At 46.3% G+C, this 15,267-nt stretch carries 15 protein-coding genes; 7 read left to right on the forward strand and 8 right to left on the reverse strand.

The window, feature by feature from the left end; genetic code table 11:
- Positions 1–167: 167 nt before the first annotated feature.
- Positions 168–452: an excinuclease ABC subunit C gene (locus C1N53_RS05675; protein ID WP_137758389.1), complete on the reverse strand. Its 285-nt coding sequence runs from the start codon at positions 450–452 to the stop codon at positions 168–170.
- Positions 453–926: 474 nt separating this feature from the next.
- Between C1N53_RS05675 and C1N53_RS05680 the strand changes: the two genes are divergently transcribed.
- Both C1N53_RS05680 and C1N53_RS05685 read left to right on the forward strand, forming a co-directional pair.
- Positions 927–1,346, forward strand: a complete 420-nt coding sequence (locus C1N53_RS05680) for a hypothetical protein (protein WP_137758390.1) — start codon at positions 927–929, stop codon at positions 1,344–1,346.
- A gap of 80 nt (positions 1,347–1,426) precedes the next feature.
- On the forward strand, positions 1,427–1,690 hold the full coding sequence (locus tag C1N53_RS05685; protein ID WP_137758391.1) for a hypothetical protein: 264 nt from the start codon (positions 1,427–1,429) through the stop codon (positions 1,688–1,690).
- 19 nt (positions 1,691–1,709) lie between these two features.
- Here the strand turns inward: C1N53_RS05685 and C1N53_RS05690 are convergent, their stop codons facing one another.
- Positions 1,710–1,910: a hypothetical protein gene (locus C1N53_RS05690; RefSeq protein WP_137758392.1), complete on the reverse strand. Its 201-nt coding sequence runs from the start codon at positions 1,908–1,910 to the stop codon at positions 1,710–1,712.
- Positions 1,911–2,016: 106 nt separating this feature from the next.
- Here C1N53_RS05690 and C1N53_RS05695 point away from each other — a divergent pair, with 106 nt between their 5' ends.
- Complete coding sequence (locus tag C1N53_RS05695) at positions 2,017–2,754, forward strand: pseudouridine synthase (protein ID WP_137758393.1); 738 nt, start codon at positions 2,017–2,019, stop codon at positions 2,752–2,754.
- A gap of 26 nt (positions 2,755–2,780) precedes the next feature.
- Here the strand turns inward: C1N53_RS05695 and C1N53_RS05700 are convergent, their stop codons facing one another.
- The 6 genes from C1N53_RS05700 to C1N53_RS05725 all read right to left on the reverse strand — a co-directional run bounded on the left by C1N53_RS05700 (position 2,781) and on the right by C1N53_RS05725 (position 8,806).
- Positions 2,781–3,692 (reverse strand): DnaJ C-terminal domain-containing protein, encoded by a 912-nt coding sequence (locus C1N53_RS05700; protein WP_137758394.1) that lies wholly within the window; start codon positions 3,690–3,692, stop codon positions 2,781–2,783.
- A gap of 181 nt (positions 3,693–3,873) precedes the next feature.
- Positions 3,874–4,488: a YqaE/Pmp3 family membrane protein gene (locus C1N53_RS22975; RefSeq protein WP_371415955.1), complete on the reverse strand. Its 615-nt coding sequence runs from the start codon at positions 4,486–4,488 to the stop codon at positions 3,874–3,876.
- 157 nt (positions 4,489–4,645) lie between these two features.
- On the reverse strand, positions 4,646–5,365 hold the full coding sequence (locus C1N53_RS05710) for an N-formylglutamate amidohydrolase (RefSeq protein ID WP_137758395.1): 720 nt from the start codon (positions 5,363–5,365) through the stop codon (positions 4,646–4,648).
- Positions 5,359–6,615, reverse strand: a complete 1,257-nt coding sequence (locus C1N53_RS05715) for a glutamate-cysteine ligase family protein (RefSeq protein ID WP_137758396.1) — start codon at positions 6,613–6,615, stop codon at positions 5,359–5,361. Before C1N53_RS05715 ends, C1N53_RS05710 begins: the two co-directional genes overlap by 7 nt.
- On the reverse strand, positions 6,608–8,080 hold the full coding sequence (locus tag C1N53_RS05720; RefSeq protein WP_137758397.1) for a RimK family protein: 1,473 nt from the start codon (positions 8,078–8,080) through the stop codon (positions 6,608–6,610). The genes C1N53_RS05715 and C1N53_RS05720 overlap by 8 nt, the downstream gene beginning before the upstream one ends.
- 3 nt (positions 8,081–8,083) lie before the next feature.
- Entirely contained in the window at positions 8,084–8,806 is a 723-nt protein-coding gene (locus tag C1N53_RS05725; RefSeq protein ID WP_137758398.1) for a peptidase-C39 like family protein, read from the reverse strand.
- A gap of 316 nt (positions 8,807–9,122) precedes the next feature.
- Here C1N53_RS05725 and C1N53_RS05730 point away from each other — a divergent pair, with 316 nt between their 5' ends.
- The 4 genes from C1N53_RS05730 to C1N53_RS05745 all read left to right on the forward strand — a co-directional run bounded on the left by C1N53_RS05730 (position 9,123) and on the right by C1N53_RS05745 (position 15,233).
- Positions 9,123–9,551 carry a VOC family protein gene (locus tag C1N53_RS05730; RefSeq protein WP_137758399.1) on the forward strand — a complete coding sequence of 143 codons (429 nt, stop codon included), beginning with the start codon at positions 9,123–9,125 and terminating at the stop codon, positions 9,549–9,551.
- Between the two features lie 30 nt (positions 9,552–9,581).
- Positions 9,582–12,488, forward strand: a complete 2,907-nt coding sequence (locus C1N53_RS05735; RefSeq protein ID WP_137758400.1) for a PD-(D/E)XK nuclease family protein — start codon at positions 9,582–9,584, stop codon at positions 12,486–12,488.
- A gap of 108 nt (positions 12,489–12,596) precedes the next feature.
- Positions 12,597–13,991, forward strand: coding sequence for an MBL fold metallo-hydrolase RNA specificity domain-containing protein (locus C1N53_RS05740; RefSeq protein WP_137758401.1), 1,395 nt, complete (start codon positions 12,597–12,599; stop codon positions 13,989–13,991).
- A gap of 147 nt (positions 13,992–14,138) precedes the next feature.
- Positions 14,139–15,233: an aromatic acid exporter family protein gene (locus C1N53_RS05745; RefSeq protein ID WP_137758402.1), complete on the forward strand. Its 1,095-nt coding sequence runs from the start codon at positions 14,139–14,141 to the stop codon at positions 15,231–15,233.
- Positions 15,234–15,267: the final 34 nt, after the last annotated feature.

The following is a 15,267-nucleotide window of genomic DNA, read 5'->3' on the forward strand; positions in this document are numbered from 1 at the left end:
AATTTCAGTATAAAGATAAAGATTTTGCACAGCTGTGGAGGCACAATTCTGTTACCAGTTCAGGCTGCCAGTTTTAATATGCTCGTTTTAAATCGGTTAAAAGACGTTCCTATAAAACAAAAAACGATGGCTGTAGAGCCATCGTTCCCCTGTTTCATAAGATTTATTTACTCCTGCAACATATCGCTTAAATCGAGCCAGTTTGGGTTCATAGACTCTATTAAGTGGTAGGTCGTGTCTATGGAATTACTCTTGATCTGGTTTTCTCTGTGGCGGGCCATTTCTTCCAGACTGTAATGTTCGTAATAAACCAGTTTACAATTTTCGGGTGATGGTGCTTTATGAAGCCTTTGCATCTGCTCCGGAATATCACCAGCAATTCCTATCTGTACATCTGCTCCGGGCCTGTTTCCAAAAATGTATACAAAGTAATGGGCTTGTTGTAATTGCATAGTCGTCTTATTTTGTCCCGGAATTTTATACGTAGACTGTCAGTATCAGTTTTGGTGGAAGTTGCTGGAGGGGAAAACTGCCTTATTTCGAAGTTTAAAAATTTCCTGATGCAATTATATTATACAGGTGTGGCAGAAGTAACTTAGCTGCTATTGTTAAGTGATTAAGCACATTTTTAATTTTTTATTTAATAAAAGTAAGCCTTTCAAGCAGTGGTAGGTTTTATTTTATAAAAATGAAATAAAAAATTTAACTCTTGTGTGGTTCATAAAAGTATAATTCAGAGAAAATTATATTATAAGAATTGAATTAAAAGATAGCGAGAATTATATATTTAATTTTTGTAATTAATGTTTAAACTAATTAATTGTTTTATATAATTTTGAATTGAAATATTTATTAGTAATTTAACGCATCAGTAAAAATACTTACATAGTCTTCAATACCTAGCTGTTGCTTCCAGCACTAACAAAATGAACTTATACACGAATGAATATTATTCCATAACTTTAAAAGGAGAGGAAAAAGTTATGGTTACAAAATGGCTGGCTTATCCTTCAACAGACGACTTTAGGGAATACACGAATATAGCAATTGAGCTAGCCACACAATACCAGGTAAAATATTGGCTTTGCGACAACACAAAGGGTATTATGCTTACGCTTGATCAGCAGCGGTGGAAAGCCGAAAGACTAGCTAAGAGTATGCTGGGTTCAGGTTTGCAGCGTATTGCACTGGTAGCACCCCGGGAAGCGCTGTACCAAATTGTTTTATACCAGATTGCTGAAAAGTTTACCACTTTGGTAGAAGATAAAATTGCGATAGAAGCTTTTAGTAAGGCTGAGCTTGCAAACGAATGGCTGCTGGATGGGGAACTGCTGCATCACTCCTGAGGCTTCTGGTGGAAGAAAATGAGCGGAAGCTAAACCTGCCATATGCTGCTTCGTAACAAATCTTTAAGAAAAGAACTGTTATGGCCCTGAATCCGAAACTCGAAAATAAGCTTAGTAAAATTTACGCACCATCCAGCCGCCTGGATGATAATTATAATGGCAAAGATATTACGTTTGTCACGAATGAATTTGGAGAGCCTGTAACACTGTTTATAGGTACAAGAAGAGATGATGGCGCAATTGCCGGAGAGCGATATGCCCGAAAGATTGTACGTAAACCCAACAGCCAGGAAATACTGAAAAGCCACTGGGACCTAAAAGGTAAAATAACCAAGTTTTCCTGATAACAGCTGCAGCGGGAAATTAAAGTTCGTTCAAGTCAAAATCTTTGCCTTTGCCATACTGTAACAGGTCATTGAGCAGGTAAACCTCCAGCGTGTTTAAATCCTTAACCTTAAATACGCCTTCTTCTGGAATTTCCATTACCTGAAAATCAAATACTTCGTCGTAGTTACGCATGCTGTACTTCTTCCCTTTCCGTAAATTATCAAATGATAAAGGCATAGCTCCTTCTCCTGTTATTTCTGCAAATGTACTCTTTTACGCTTTAACCTGATTTCTGATTTAAGGTTAAGTTTTATATTTTGCAACCCACTTATACCTATAGCCAGTGCTGGAGATACTTTTTGAGGACGATTATTATGTGGCGGTAAACAAACCGAATGGTTTGCTGGTACACCGCACCCGCATAGCAGAAGAAAAGAAAGAATTTGCGTTACAGATACTCCGCGATCAGCTGGGATATCATTTGTTCACAGTCCACAGGCTCGACAGAGGCACTTCCGGTGTATTGCTTTTTGCCAAGAGCTCTAAGGTTGCAACGCTGACTGTGAAAGCATTTGAAGAGCGCCAGATGGAGAAATTATACTATGCGATTGTGCGTGGCTATACTCCTCCGGAAGGCACCATTGACAATCCTGTAAAACCAGACAAAGACCATAAGCATAAAGCACCTCAGGATGCTATAACACATTATAAACAGCTGGGCACTGTTGAATTGGCTATACCGGTTGGCAGGTACCAGACTGCCCGTTACTCCCTGGTGCAGGTTGTGCCGGAAACCGGGCGCATGCACCAGATCCGGAAGCATTTCGCGCATCTGCGCCATTATATAGTTGGCGATAAACGGCATGGCGACTGGCGGCATAACAAAATGTTTTTTGATGAGCTGCAGAGTCCTTTTCTGCTGCTGCATGCCGCCATGCTGGGTTTCGAGCATCCTGTAACAAAGCAGTATATGGAGGTACATGCTCCGGTGCCGCAGAACATGGCCCGGCTTTGCACGCAGTTTGGCTGGAAAGATGTATTACCTGCTGCGGTGTTTCCGCCTGCTTCAGAGGCATTGTAATTCAGGGCCGAACCAGCCAGCAGGGCCTATGAGCGAGCCTGCTGTCTGTCGCGCAGCTGCTCCAGTAAGGCTCTGTCTTCACTGTCCAGGTTAACGGGAAGCATTACCTGTACTTTTGCATATAAGTCACCGAACTGATCTGCTTTACCGTATACAGGCATTCCTTTTCCGCGAAGCCTTAATACTTTACCATTTTGAGTACCGGCTGGTACTTTAAATTTAAGTTGTCCTGCCAAAGTATTAACCTGTACCTCTCCACCCAGTATGGCTGTATACATATCCATTGGGAGCTCTGTGTGCAGGTCGTCGCCTTTGCGTTCGATGGTCGGATGGGGCTGAACAGAGACTTTAATATATAAATCGCCGTTTGCAGCACCTGCCCCTGTGCCCGGAGCACCTTTGCCTTTGATGCGAAGCACCTGTCCGTCGGCAACACCCGGCTTCGTGTTGATCCGAAGCTGCTGGTTGTCGAGCGTTAGCAAGTGTGCCGTGCCACTATAGGCTTCCTGCAGCGTGATAGACATATCAGCTTCATAGTCCTGCCCTTTTCTGGCCTGGGTGCCTCTTCTTCCTGCAAAGCCGCCGCCAAAGCCACCTCCTCCGAAGAACTGCTTAAAGAAGTCAGAGAAGTCGCTGCCAAAAACATCATCTGCATTGCCATAGGCACCTGCACCCTGGTACTGGCCTCCGAAGCCACTGCCTTGTTGCTGATACTGCTTCCAGTTGGCTCCTAACTGGTCGTACTGCCTGCGCTTGGTTTCATCCCCGATTACCTCGTAAGCTTCACTTATATCCTTAAATCTTTCTTCGGCAGCGGTGTCGCCTTTGGTCTTATCTGGGTGGTACTTCTTAGCCAAGGCCCGGTAAGCTTTCTTTATCTCTGCCTGGGTTGCCGTTTTTGCTACTCCTAGAATGTTATAGTAGTCCTTGTAGTCCATGTATGTTTGTGTCTTATTCCTGTTATACCTTGTGCAAGCTCTTTCGCGGTTCGGAGCAGCATGTAAAGTTTCAGGGGGAATGACTTCTGCTGCCTATGAAAACTAAATTAGCGAATATTGCTTACAGTAAAAAGGCCCTGCATATGATGCAGAGCCTTTCAATTCAACGTTAAAATTAAATTTAGATCGTGTCTGTTACCACCAGCAAGGCATGGATAATACCTGGTATCCAGAACAATAGCGTCAGGATAATATTAATCCAGAAAGAGGTACCTATTCCGTCGTGCAGGAACACAGCTAAAGGAGGTAAGATAACAGCCAGTATGATTTCAACAATATTAGCACCGCCACCTCTGCTTTGCCTCATGGCTTCTTTCACTTCTTTTTTAAGCTCTTTCTTCTCCGCTTTGGTCATGCTGGCAATTCTTTCTTTTGCCATGGCCATTGCTTCAGCTTCTGAAACAGTTTTTACTTCTTCTGCAGCATTGGCTTCTTCGGCTACTGCTTTTACATTGGCTTTTGGAGCTTTATTGGGAACGATAACCGGAGCAGGAGCAGTTGTCGCTTCCAGCGTAGGTTCTGTGTCTTTCTTTGCTGCTTCTTCGTCAGCTGCGGCTAATGCTACTTCCGAAAGGTTAAGCGCTTCTGCTTCCTGTGCCGGAGCTGGCTTCTCCTTTTTCTGATGATAAGCGGTTGAGTGAGAACCGAAATCATAATACTTGGCAGAGTTACAAGAAAACATCAGTTGAGCCAATACCATCACCACAACCAGGTTAAGTATACTTTTGATCTTCATAGTTTTTTAAATGTTTAGAATAAGAAATTAATTAATGCAATTGTATAGCAACTATGTGAAAATTGAAATACAATCAGGTTCTAATATAGAATACGGTTATATTACTCCAATTGCCTGAAATAGGTTGTTTCTTCCGCTATTTCTTATGTTCTGCTGCTTATATTCCTGTTGGATCTACCCGTTGCGGAGCAATGTTCACGGCCAGCGTATCGCGCAGCAGGTGCTTTATCTGCTCCCAGTGTTGCTGGTTGGCAAGCGGAAACTTCTGGTTAACCTCCAGCTCTACCCCTATATAGCCACCTTTGTCAAACTTTCTTCTGAGGTAGGTGGTAAAACCATCGGCTGTGCCCAGGTACGGGTAATTGTAGCGCACCAGTAACCCCTTGTCTTTTGCGGCTATCGCCTTTTTCCACTCCCTGCAAACGGTTTGCTCTTCTTTTTTCCTGGAGTCGTACAGCAATCCGATATCCGCCTGTCGTTCTTCGCCATTCAGAACCGGAGTAAAGGTATGTACCGAAAGGTGCAATACAGTTCGCCCGGCAGAAATGAAATCGTCTACAAGTTGTTCTACCTGACTTCTGTAAGGCACGTAGTGTGCCTGAATGATCTTTCTTTTTTCTTCTTCAGGAAGTACCCTGGTTACTTCGGAAAATAATTTTCCATGGTTCAGGCTCCTGTTCAGTTCAATCAGCAGGCGTGAAGTTTCCGAGTAAAAGCTGAAGTCTGCTATCTCCTGTAAAACGCGGAACAAATCCAGTGCTCCTATATCATAACCCTGGTGCGACTGCAACAGCTCTGTTCTATCTTCAAACAAATGGCTATACTCCGGCGGAATTTGATTACCGCCATGCTCACAGGTTAGCAAAAGCTTTAACATGGTTCTTCCGGTAAAAAGATTTTCCCGTTTTGCAGACAGTCTGCTAAACGGCCGTATATTTCTTTTATTTGTATTTCAGAAGGGTCTTCGCCTAAGGCAGTTAAGATGCGTTTAGAGAGATTTCCCCTGGTTAGTATAATGTTCATGGTATGCGCTAAGGCGGGTTGCTCCTCGAGTATGGCCGTCTCCTGTACAAGGTGTGTCCAGAGCTCTCTTACGCTACAACTGGCTGCCTTCTTATAGCCGAAAGACTGCAGAAACGCTTCATCCTGCAGGATGACTTGCTGTCCGTTTTGAATAACCTGTCTGAAAATCCCGGCCAGCTTTTCTTCCGGCCATTGCTTCAGTTCTTCCAGGCTTACCCACGTTTCCAGCGCAAGGGCTTTTATAACACCCACCACTGCTTGTAGTACGGTAATATCTGCAATTGGGCTTTCCTGGATATCAATAATTCTTATTTCAATGGTATTACGCTCAAAACGCGCAATGGCCCCGCGCGAATTCAGAAATTCTTCCTGCAATACACCGGCCACATCATAAGGCGCCACTGCCTGGTACATGGGCTGGAGGATCATTTCTTCATAAGCTGATTTAGAAAAGGCCAGCTCCGGAATCACCTGTCCGGTAATTACAGGAATCTTCTGTTGGTTCAGGCGGTACACTTCCAGGCGGGTGTCGTTAAAGCCTGTTACTTTAGCTTCCAGTACCGGAGAAGAGGCACTAATGGCAGGTATAAGTGGCAGCACCATTCGTATGGCGGCATGAAGTTTTTCAAATTCAGCATCATTACCGAAAGGAAGGTTCAGGTGTGTGCTCTGCAGGTTCGACCAGCCATGCCCGCGGCAATCGAAGATGCTGTTGTAGGCTTCGTAAATGGCATTATGCTCATGCGGCCAGAGTTGTGTTTCGGTGTAAGGGTTCATGAGCGGGTGGGCAGCAGTAGGCAAGAGCCGGGCCTGGTACTTTTGCAGCTTCTGATTTATCTGCTGCACGTGCTCCTGAAATTTTGCATGCAAGCCTGCAAGTGACGGAACCGGTCCCTGGGTTTTCAGCTCGATCACATGCAGCACCAGTTCATTCGACCAGGCTATTTCTCCGAACTCCACATCAGACAGGTAAGCCCCGACTTCATCGTAAATAAGTTTATCTGCAATCGGGTATACCTGCAGTGTATCTTCCCGCACAATCATATATTCCATTTCTACCCCGTACCCTTCGAAAAGGTGCAGGACTTGTGGCCGCTTACTCATCTGTTTTCCCGTTTTTGTGTTGGTCTATTCTTCTCCTGATCGATTTTATAATGGCGGCATAAAGATCTTTTTTGAGTATTTTATCTTCACAACCTGCATCAATACTTGGGTTGTCGTTTATCTCGATCACGTAGGCCTCTCCGTCTATTTCTTTGATATCTACGCCGTAAAGCCCGTCGCCGATCAGGCTTGCAGCTTTTAAGGCTGTATGCAGCACGTTAAAAGGCACTTCTTCGAAAGGCACCACTTCGTCATCGCCCTCTTCGTCCTGCTTCTTTTTGCCCTCCCAGTTGTAGATCTGCCAATGGTCTTTGGCCATAAAATACTTGCAGGCATATAGCGGTTGCTTATCAATGATGCCGATGCGCCAGTCGAATTCAGTTGGTGTAAACTCCTGACCGATAATCAGTTCTGAGTCTGCCAGCATTTCATCCAGCTGCTTCTGAAGGCTTTCTGTATCCTTGGCCTTTACCACACCCTGCGAAAAAGAACTGTCCGGTTTTTTAAGCACGCAAGGCAATCCCAACTCCTGTTCTACCTGGTCGCGGTTATCTTTATGAATGATCATGGTTTTGGGAACAGGTACTTTGGCTTTTGTGAGCAGCTCTGCCAGGTACACTTTATTGGTGCAGCGCAGAATGGAAACCGGATCGTCTATCACCACCATGCCGTCGGCGGAGGCTTTGCGTGCAAATTTATAGGTGTGATGGTTTACAGCTGTTGTCTCACGAATGAACAGCGCATCAAACTCTGCTAACCTGCGGTAGTCGTCTTTTGTGATGAGCTCGGTATAGAACCCCTGCTGCTCCGCCGCCTCTACAAAATACTGCAGCGCTTTTTCGTTGGAGGGAGGTGCTTTCTCCTGCGGATCAACCAATATGGCCAGATCGTATACCTTTTTGGATACCCTTGCGCCTGAAAAGCGGTGGCGGGCGAAGTAAACCTTTGCAAAACCTGGCAGGTAGCGGCAGTGCGAGGCAGGTACTTCGTTAACGGGTACAGCCGAAATGCTTTGGAGCACCCACTCTTCTTTATGCACAAACTGCGCCCGCAGCAAAGGTGCCTGAAAAAGGTCGTGTAGTTGTTTGCAAAGCTTGTCGTATTTCTCTGCCAGGTTCTGGCCAAAATAGATGCTCAGGGTAAAGGTGTCAGATTTCAACCCTTTCAAACTTTTCTGTATCAGTTCGTTTAACTCAACTGTGATGGCACGCACAATGGTAGGGCTTTTCAAATCCTGCATGGTGGTTACGCTGGGGATAGCCTTGTGCCCTCTGGCCTCAGCCAGCAGCGAGACATAATAGCCGGCACTCTGGTACCTGTACGAGCGGCACAGGTTAAAAATACGGGCATTCTTTATGTCAGTATAAGTGGTATCGGTTAAGTATTGCTGCGCTTCCACTACCTCCACATCCTCTGTTGCCTCATCCCAATCCTTGAGATAATCGACAACTACAATTTTTCGCATGTTTTAATCTATGTTGGTTTTGTTGCTGCCAGGCGTTATGGCCAGTAAATTGGCATCGTAGGTGGCCATGCCCAGCATGATAGAATTGAGCAGGCGCGAAGCGCTTACTTCATAGTAATTGTTTTTAAAATAAGGGTTTTCCTGGTATGGATCAGCGACAACAATCCGCTTCTGGTCGTCGGCGAAACCACACAAAACCACAAAATGGCCCATCGGATAACCTCTTACATCATCGTACACAGAATCTCCCTGTTCGTTGCCAAACTCACGGGCACTCTGATACAGATAGGTAGCGCTCAGGCCGGTGAGTAGCGGAATCTGTCTTTCGAAATAATCCTTTAATAAGCCTTTCGTCAGATCGGTGCATTTGAGCTCCCCGCCCAGGTGCAGGAAATCAATATAGGCACGGGTGGCGCGAAGAAACTTGCTTCCGCTCTTTACCTGTAACTGTGCTTCAAGTTTTGCAATAATGCCATCGTTATCCAGCGTAAACCAGGTCGGGTCGAAAATGTGCAGGTTATAGGTATAAATCCTGGCATGATAGCCTCTTTGCAGCGCGTGGCAGGCCAGCAGCACTTCCAGCGTACCACCCTCATCAAGAGACGGTACTTCTTTTATAACATCGCTTAGGGAAATGTTGTCTTTAAAATACCGGTAAACAGCATGCAGGCTGGTGGGCCCGCAGGTTGAGTCGTCTGGCTGGGTATGAATCTTGATAGGAATCACTGCTTATGCTTTATCATGATCTGTAGAAAATTCTGATGGTTTTTATACGCTTGCTGCAAAGTAAGTTCTTGTACATTAGCTGGAATCTATCAGCAAAAAAACATGAAAATTATACTATTTTTCAGACCTGCTGCGGCCTAGCTTTTATATAGTTGTGCTACCCTTTCCCAAAGGTTTTTCAACGATAGCTTTATTATTTCCTGGCGACGGGTGAAGGGCTTCTGAGCAGATTAAAGTATCTTTAGGAGTTCTTTCTGAGAAGGTGGCTCCGGCTCCATCTCAGAAGTATAAAACAAAACAAAAGCCTTCGTCACAAATGGAACAGCGAATAACCCTTATAACGCTTGGTGTGAGAAACTTGCAGCGTTCAAAAGATTTTTATATGAAAGTTTTTGGCTGGCAACCAGCTGAGGGCAGCTCAGATGGAATCGTTTTCTTTCAGCTTAACGGCATGCAGTTGGCCTTGTTTCCGCAGGAGTCGCTGGCAGATGATGCCGGAGTGCCGGCTGATGGAAAAGGCTTCAGGCGGTTTTCGCTGGCACATAACGTAAGGTCGGAGCAGGAAGTAGACGAGCTGGTAGCCGCACTTGAAGAGAAAGGCGCTACTGTTTTAAAGCGTCCGGAAAAAGTGTTCTGGGGTGGGTACAGCAGCTATGTGGCAGACCCTGACGAAAACCTGTGGGAAATTGCGTACAACCCTTTCCTGCCACTCGATGCAAACGGGAATACCAGTACCCTCTCTTAGCTTTGTTTATTTTAAAAATGATTACCCTTTGTGCAAACTTTCCTGGAGCTAACGGCTAAGTACGTTTACGAAAAGTATAAAGAGCAAATCAGTGACCTGTGCATTATTCTACCTTCGCGCAGGGCCAGTTTTTTCTTTAAAAATGCACTGGCACAAGCTGCACCCGATCCGATCTGGTCACCGGAAGTGTCGGGTATGGAAGACTTTATCTGCCGCCTGGCGAAAATTGATGTGCTGGAACCGATTAACCTGCAACTGGAGCTGTTTGACCTGATGCAGGAACAGGATCCTTTGCTGGACTTTGATCAGTTTGTAACCTGGGGCGGCACCCTGCTGGAAGATTTCAGCCGCATCGACCAGAACCTGGTGGATACAGGCAAGCTTTTCGATTATTTGTCTGAAGCAAAGGCTTTGGAACGCTGGGACCCTAAGTTTCTGGGAAAAGAAATCTCGCCTACTATTAAGAAGTACTTCAGTTTATGGGAGAACATTGAAAAAACGTACCAGAACCTGAAGAAGCGCCTGCACAAAAACAAGCAGGCCTATACAGGACTTGCCTTCCGGAAGGTGGCGGAGAACATTCATGCTATTGCCAAAGAAACTACCTGCCACCAGTTTATCTTTATCGGTCTTAATGCGCTTACCAGGTCAGAAGAAGTAATTATAAAGGCACTGCTGAAGCACGAGAAAGCTGAAGTGCTCTTCGACTCAGACGACTTCTATATGGAGGAAGGTATGTCGAACCGGGCGGGCAGCTTCCTGCGGAAGTACAAGAGCACCTGGAATCTGCCGGAGTGGCGCTGGCAGCAAAATCTGTTGCTGACAGATGAAAAAGAAATAAATGCCATTGGTGTGGCCAACGCCAGTATGCAGGGCAAACTGGTGGGGCAGTTGCTGCAGGAAATCCGCAGCAAAGACAAGCACGCACAGGTAGCTGTTATCATGCCCGATGAAACCCTGCTGCTGCCGGTGCTGCACTCCATCCCCGATGAAGTGCCTAACTACAACGTCACTATGGGTTTGAGCTTTAAGGGAACTCCTTTGTTTAACCTGATCGATCTGTTGTTCGAAGTGCACCTGACGGGAGTAACGCAGTTGCAGGATACAGGCTTTAAAGTATATCAGTACCATCACCTTTCTGTAACCAAGCTGCTCTCCCACCCTTTTATCAGGAGGTATGAGCTATACCTGAATGAGCAGCCGGAGCAGCAGCAGTATCATGGCTTTATTCAGAAAGTAACCGATAAAATTGTAGCCGATAACAAGGTGCTGCTTACAGCCCAGGATCTGCTGGAAATGGGGCAGCATCAACCGCTGTTTGAAACGCTTTTTAAAACCTGGCGCGACTGTGACGATATTATTGCGGCTATGTACCAGCTCATTGAGATGCTGCGCGAGGTATACAGCCACCAGCCGAATACCATTGAAACAGAATACCTCTACATTTTCTATACGCTGGTAAAAAGGCTCGACACCATTTTCGATTGCCGGGAGCATAAGATCGGGGTCCGTAGTTTCCGAAAATTCCTGTACGAGCTGATTGCCTCTACCCGGCTTCCTTTTAGCGGAGAGCCTATTTCGGATGTGCAGATCATGGGTATGCTCGAAACACGTGCCCTGGATTTCGAAAACGTCATCATTCTGTCGGTTAACGAAAATACCCTGCCTGCTCCGAAGCGGCATGAGTCGCTGATGCCTTATGATGTGCTGCGGGAATTCGGGCTGCCTACTTATGCTGAAACGGAAGGTGCGATGGCTTATAATTTTTACCGCCTGCTGCAGCGTGCCAAGCGTGTAAACCTGCTGTATGTCTTACCTTCTGATACCTATGGTTCCGGTGAGAAAAGCCGCTTTATTCTGCAACTGCAAAACGACCTGGCCCTGCGCAACAGGCGCATCAGGTTCAGAGATCTGGTCGCTGCCGTAGACCAGAAACAGTCGAAAAAATATGACGAAGACATCCGCATAGAAAAAGATGCACAAACACTGGAACAGCTTAAAAAGGAGCTGCAAAAAGGGCTTTACCCTTCTCACCTGAACATGTACATCAACTGTTCCTTGCAATACTATTTCAGCCGCATTGCTAAAATAAAAGAGATGGATGAGGTGGAGGAACAGCTGGGTACAGATAAATTCGGTACGCTGGTTCACCAGGTGCTGGAAGATTTTTTCCGCCCGTTTGAGGCAAGCGGTAAATCTATTCAGGTTCAGGATGTGGCGCAAATGCTGCAGCAGCTTCCTGTTAAAGTCAGGCAGGAGTTTGTTGCGGCTACGCGTGGCGCCACTCCGGACCGTGGTATGAATTACCTGCTCTACAAAGTGGCTATACAGGTGCTGGAGAAATACCTGCTTCACCTGAAAGATTCTTCAGAGCTGCCGCTTTATATCCTGCGCCTCGAAGATACTTTATCGGCCACACTTCCGGTACAGGTAGGCGACGAGGAAATTATGGTGCGTGTAGCAGGTAAAGCCGACCGTATCGACCTGACGGGACATGCGCTGCGGGTGATAGACTATAAAACAGGTAAAGTAGAGCGCAACCAGCTGGTGATAAAGCCGGAGGAAGTGGAGCTGCATTTCACTACTGATCCGAAGTATGATAAAGCCCGCCAGTTGTGGCTTTACCAGTACATTCTGCAGCGCACCCTGCAGCAGGACCCGCACAGCATACTGCGCAATGGCCAGCATGTAGCCCCTGGAGCCATAGCGCCCAAATCAGGTATACTTTCGTTCCGAAACCTGGATGCAGGCGTACTTTCTTCTGAATATAATTTTGTAGAAGCAGATGGCGCTACGCCGAAGGATTTTGTAAAGGCCTCGGAAGATCTGCTTGCAGGCGTTGTCAGGAGAATGCTTGATCCGGAGGAGCCAATCCATAAAACCCACGACCTGGACGTTTGCCAGTACTGCCCTTACCGGGGAATATGTGCGCGGTAATGTTTTGCAGCCAAAGCGGTGAAAGATCAGACCCGGAACAAGGATAGCACGTATTAGTCTCCACACAAACCAGCAGACGCATGTTTGTGGCATGCCTAAATACGCTATATGACAAATGAGAAGGAAAAGGTGCAGCTCCGCTTTTTAGGAGCTGCCGGTGTTGTAACAGGTTCTAAAACCTTACTTCAAACTGTAAACTATAAGATTTTAATAGACTGTGGCTTGTTCCAGGGAAACAAGTCGGAGCGCAAGCTCAATAAAGTAAAGCATCTGCCCTTTCAACCGGCTGAATTGGATGCCATTATCATCACCCACGGCCACCTCGACCATTGCGGTTATTTACCTGTACTTGTTAAGAAAGGCTTCCGGGGGCCTATCTATGCCACCGCTCCTACCTGCGATATTACTGAAACAATTCTGCATGACAGCGCCAGTATTCAGGAGGAAGACACCAGGGAGAAGAATCGGAGGCGGGAACAGAAAGGCAAAAAGCCAGTAAAACCATTGTACCGTTCTAAGCACGTTGACCTGACGATGGAGCTGTTCCAGAACTGCCAGGAGAACGAATGGGTTCAGGTAAAGGAGGATGTAAAGCTCCGGTTTCAGAAAAGCGGCCACATTTTAGGTTCGGCATCTATTGAGTTGCAGTGCCAGAACAGAACATTCATTTTCTCCGGGGATGTCGGGCAGCAGATGCCCCTGATCCTGGATGCTCCCCATCGCTTTAATAGCGCCGACTATATTATAATGGAATCTACTTATGGCGATAAACTGCACGACAGCAGCATTTCGCCATACCAGGCCATACAGGATGTGGTGAACCAGACATTTGAAAAAGGCGGCTCGCTTATCATCCCCAGTTTTGCGGTAGAGCGGGCACAGGAAATCATTATGCTCCTCAACAACCTGATGGAGGAAAAGAGTATACCACCCTTACCCATTTACCTGGATTCGCCCATGGGTAAGAATGTGACGCAGATATTTCAGAAGTACAGGCAGTGGCACAACCTGACGGACACTGAATGCGATAACCTGACACAAAATGTGCACGTGGTCAGCAGCTTTGAAGAAACGCTCCAGGTACTGGATGCGGACGGGCCGAAGCAGAAAATCATTATAGCAGGAAGCGGGATGGTAACCGGAGGCCGCATCCTGTATTACCTGAAGCAGTTGGTCGGAGATGAAAAGAACACTGTACTGCTGGTCGGGCACCAGTCGGAAGGTACGAGGGGCCACCAACTCAGCAGCGGTGCACCTTCTATCAGGATAGACGGTGATGCCTATGAAGTGAAAGCAGAAGTAACCCAGATTGGCTCTCTGTCTGCTCACGGCGACCAGGCTGATCTGCTTTGGTGGTTAAAGCCTTTAAAAGAAAGCCCAAAGCAGGTTTTTCTGAACCACGGTGAACCAGCTTCAGCAAATGTATTGAAAGGAAAGATCGAAGAAATGCATAAGAGTCTGAAAGTGACAGTAGCAGAGATGGATCGGGTGTATGAGGTATAGGTTTCAGAAGGGTTATTTTGCACTTGCTGCGCCTTCCTGTAACTTTGCTGTAAATATACTGCCGGATTATGATGGCAGGAAAAAAATCCAGGTAAGCGGAGTTTGTTATAATTAATTTAAACAGAAAGTGCTGTAGATCACATTATCTTGAAGAAAGCAGTAGACATATTAAACAGGATGGGGCTTACCCTGCAAATTGTGAAAACAGCTTTTGCAGCGGCTCTCTCCTGGCTTATTGCCGCTACACTGCTTCATGCGGAGTATCCTTTCTTCGCTGCTGTAGCCGCTATTATTACTGTGCAGGTTACTGTGGCTGACTCTGTAGATAAAGCCACACAGCGTATCATCGGTATAGTGGGCGGAGTGCTAATCAGTATGCTCTTTGGTCTGTGGTTCAAGGTAGGCGCTGTCTCCATTTTCTTTGTCATACTGGTGGGCATGGCCATCGCAAAAGCGTTGCGCATGAACCCTCAAATTATCTCTCAGGTAGCGATTAGCTCTCTCCTGGTGCTTGCTTTTGGACAGGGGCAGGGAGAGTATGCTTATGAAAGAGTAATTGAAACGATGCTTGGTTCGGCCATGGCAGTACTTATAAATGCCTTGATAGTGCCTCAAAATGCGGTGCCTGATGTAGAGACTGAGATTCTGAAGTACAGCAACCTTTCGGCTGTAACGCTCATAAGCCTGTGCGTGCTAATGGATAATGACGGAAAAGTGCGTAAAACGGGCAGATCAGAAGTAGATGCCCTGATCAGTGAAAGCAAGACATGCCGAAAGGCGCTGGAACTGGCGGAGCAAAGCCTGAAATACAACCCCCTGCTAACACATAAGCGCACCAGGCTCAGTCGACTGGCTGTGCACGTGAGTAAACTTGAAAGCATAACCATCCAGATAAGGGGAATACGCAGAGGCCTGGTAGATTTACAGCTCAATGCTTTTTTTCAAATGGAGGCTGCCGATAAAGAACAGCTTAAACTTACTATGGAGGCTACAGCCGATTGTATTGTTGCGTTTGGCGAGAGCATCATCGATTCGTCTGAAGCACGCCTGGCAGAACTCCGGTATAAGATCAGGGTTGCGCGTGAAGAACAAGCATTAAGCCTGAGGAACTTGAAAAACATTTCTTCCCTGGAGACGCTTCGCGATATGGGAAGTATTCTCACAGACCTGAGCCGCATTATTACCGAAACCGAGATGCAAAACCCAATCTGGTTTAAAGCAGAAGCTACTGCCTCATCGTAAGTCAGAAGTCCCGGCACTATCGGATAGTGCCGGG

It is taken from the genome of Pontibacter sp. SGAir0037 (genome assembly GCF_005491705.1).
GTDB lineage: Bacteria > Bacteroidota > Bacteroidia > Cytophagales > Hymenobacteraceae > Pontibacter.

Bases quoted from the DNA above. Each gene is read 5' to 3' on its own strand.
- C1N53_RS05680 (WP_137758390.1), top strand. From the start codon at position 927: ATGAACTTATACACGAATGAATATTATTCCATAACTTTAAAAGGAGAG.
- C1N53_RS05740 (WP_137758401.1), top strand. From the start codon at position 12,597: ATGACAAATGAGAAGGAAAAGGTGCAGCTCCGCTTTTTAGGAGCTGCC.
- C1N53_RS05710 (WP_137758395.1), bottom strand. From the start codon at position 5,365: ATGTTAAAGCTTTTGCTAACCTGTGAGCATGGCGGTAATCAAATTCCG.
- C1N53_RS22975 (WP_371415955.1), bottom strand. From the start codon at position 4,488: ATGAAGATCAAAAGTATACTTAACCTGGTTGTGGTGATGGTATTGGCT.
- C1N53_RS05690 (WP_137758392.1), bottom strand. From the start codon at position 1,910: ATGCCTTTATCATTTGATAATTTACGGAAAGGGAAGAAGTACAGCATG.
- C1N53_RS05720 (WP_137758397.1), bottom strand. From the start codon at position 8,080: ATGCGAAAAATTGTAGTTGTCGATTATCTCAAGGATTGGGATGAGGCA.
- C1N53_RS05685 (WP_137758391.1), top strand. From the start codon at position 1,427: ATGGCCCTGAATCCGAAACTCGAAAATAAGCTTAGTAAAATTTACGCA.
- C1N53_RS05715 (WP_137758396.1), bottom strand. From the start codon at position 6,615: ATGAGTAAGCGGCCACAAGTCCTGCACCTTTTCGAAGGGTACGGGGTA.
- C1N53_RS05730 (WP_137758399.1), top strand. From the start codon at position 9,123: ATGGAACAGCGAATAACCCTTATAACGCTTGGTGTGAGAAACTTGCAG.
- C1N53_RS05675 (WP_137758389.1), bottom strand. From the start codon at position 452: ATGCAATTACAACAAGCCCATTACTTTGTATACATTTTTGGAAACAGG.
- C1N53_RS05700 (WP_137758394.1), bottom strand. From the start codon at position 3,692: ATGGACTACAAGGACTACTATAACATTCTAGGAGTAGCAAAAACGGCA.